Annotated in this window: 1 protein-coding gene; it reads left to right on the forward strand. The window is 45.5% G+C overall.

From position 1 onward, the window contains the following. Nucleotides 1-174 precede the first annotated feature (174 nt). On the forward strand, nt 175-2,895 hold a 2,721-nt coding region (locus VB081_RS06285; RefSeq protein WP_323399977.1), incomplete at its 3' end, for a PAS domain-containing hybrid sensor histidine kinase/response regulator.

The raw sequence follows: 2,895 nt of genomic DNA on the forward strand, positions 1-2,895 counted from the left end.
ATGAAGCCGCTGTGATGCAGATAGATAACTTTCATAAAAACCTCCTTTATAATGGGTTTGCCGTATAATATAGTTTCATTATAACAGCTTTTTCTGAAAAAAACAGGTCCTTGAGGGAAAAGATTTGGATGAGGTCATCCTCGTGCCTGGATTATGTTATAATGAAAAGAGTTTATGCCGAAGAAAATGAAAAAGCGAGGGTATGACATGGATGGTGGCAAAGTCATGTTTGAATCGATAAGGGCAGAAGCACGAGCGTTGATGGCGACCGCCTTAGCACAGGCCGGGCTTCAGTATTGGGAATACAACATTAAGGAAAAACGCCTGTACCGTTTTGGAGAAGGGCCTGAACGGATGGGGAAAGGTGTTTGGGAAGAGGATGTCCCGGAGAGCCATGTGCGCACAGGACACATTCATCCGGATTGGGTAGAGTCCTACCGGGGGATGTATGCAAAAATCCAGGGGGGAGAGAATGCTCGCCAGGTGATTAAGATTAAGAATGATGATGATACCTGGGGCTGGCTGGACCTAAGCTACCGGGTATTGTGTGATGGTGCAGGTTATCCGGAAATTGCCATGGGGATCGGGAGTAGATACCTAAAGGAGCCGGATTCCAATCTGGGGGGTGCACTGTCTGATGTGCAGGGGCGCCTATCGGAAACCCAATCCTCCATGCAGGCGGCCATCAACAGTGCTGGGATGATGTATTTTGAGTATTATCCGGACACGGACTCTGCTTTGGAATTCAATGGACGAGAGTTTTTTGGAATTGCGGCATATCTGGAGAACTATCCTGACTGTTGGTTTGAGAAAAAATTTACTCATCCAGATTATGAACCCGTACTTCGAAGGGCTTTTGAGGCGATGAAGGCAGGGGCGCCTAGTGCTACGTGTGAGGTAATCAATCGAATTGAGGGTCAGGAATTCTGGCATCGCTATGGATTTACTGCGATTTATGATGAGACAGGTAGGCGTATCAAGGTAGCCTGTACTGCCACCGATATTACGGCCCAAAAGGAGATTGAAAAATCCTATGCTCGGCAGAGGGATTCCTTAGTTCGCTCTATGCCAGATGCCATTTCGGTGTTCCATGGGAATTTAACAACAAACCGTCTTTTAGAGCTTATTATTCCCGGACCTGTGGGACAGACCGTTGAAGCATTGGGGGATATTGAGGAGATCATAGCATTTACAAGCCAATTCCTTCCTAATAAGATGGAACAAGAGCAGTATCTAAAATTGTTTTCCAGGAATGCACTCCTCCACTGTGCTCATCAGGGTGAGCGAGAACAAAGCTTAATCCATTGGGTCGCGATGAAAAATAGGCATCGTCATCGTGTCCGCACTCAGGTAATTATCATGGAAAACCCGACGACCCGGGAAATCGAGGTGTTTTTCTATTTAGTGGATATGGACGAACAGCTCCAGGAAGAGATGATTATCCAACATCTTACTAATGAAGAATATGATTTCCTCGGGATTATTGACACCGTGAACGGGACTTTCCATATTACAACACAAAAGGAAAAGGAACAATCGGTTAAATCGTATAATCCTTACCCGGATTATGATGAAGATATCCGTTATTTCATTGAAAAGGTAGTTGTCCCTGAGGAACGTGAATCCTTATATGAGGCCATTGCGTTGCCATCGCTTATGGAAGAGCTTGGGAAAAAATCGACGTTTAGTGTGACCTTTGCTGAACGTGTCGACGGAGAAGACCGCTATAAAATGCAAAAATATGCATATTTATCGAAGGATGATACACGTATTCTCGTTGAAAAAGTGGATATAACCGAAGCTCATCTGCGAGAAAGAAAACGCCTACAGGAAATTGAATCAGCGTTAACCATGGCGGAGAATGCCAACCAAGCCAAGACCGATTTTCTATCTCGAATTAGCCACGATATGCGAACGCCAATGAATGGTATTGTGGGGCTGGTTACTTTGTCCGAAGATGAAACCGATGCTAGGATTCTTCGGGAGAATATTCGAAAAATTGGAGAGTCTAGCCAATATCTGCTTTCGCTCATTAACGATACGCTCGATATGAATAAGATTGAAAGCGGGAAGATGATTCTTGGGCCAGAGCGAGTGAAATTTCGTTCGTTTATTGAAAATATTTGGGATATGGTCGATCCAACAGCGGCTGAAAAGGGGGTGGATTTTGTCTTAAAAACCGATGGTTCCCTAGAGAATCGGGATGTTTTTATAGATTTGGTTCGGATGAAGCAGATTTTCATCAATCTTTTATCCAATGCTATAAAATTCACTCCCAAGGGAGGTCTGGTGACCTTTAATATCCAAGGCGAGAAATCTCAGAGGCCTGGGCGTTGGCGAACACAATTTACCGTAAAGGATTCGGGGATTGGTATGAGCCCGGATTTTGTGAAAAATCAAATGTATATGCCCTTTTCCCAGGAACAAAATCGAGTGACAACGACATCCGCGGGGTCCGGTCTCGGTTTAGCCATTGTCAAAAGCCTGGTGGACCTCATGGAAGGCGAGATTATGGTGGAAAGCCATCCCCAGGAAGGGGCCTGCATGACGGTAATCTTAGACTTAGAGGTTTTAGACTCAGGGACAGGGGAAGAAAATCAGACAACGGTGTCCCTGGATATTTTAGAAGGAAGCCGGGTTTTATTGTGTGAGGACCATCCCCTGAATTCAGAAATTGCAGAGCGTTTGTTAACCAAGGTGGGATGTCAGGTTGAAAAGGCCTGGGATGGTGCCCAGGCTGTAGAGGCTGTATCAAATTCTTCCGAAGGATGGTATGATGCGGTCCTTATGGATATTCGGATGCCTGTAATGGATGGTTTGACCGCAGCCCAGACTATCCGTAAACTGCCGCGGAAGGATGTTCACTCCTTGCCCATTATTGCCATGACGGCCAAT

The sequence above is a fragment of the Christensenella sp. genome (assembly GCF_034927525.1).
Taxonomy (GTDB): Bacteria; Bacillota; Clostridia; order Christensenellales; family Christensenellaceae; genus Christensenella.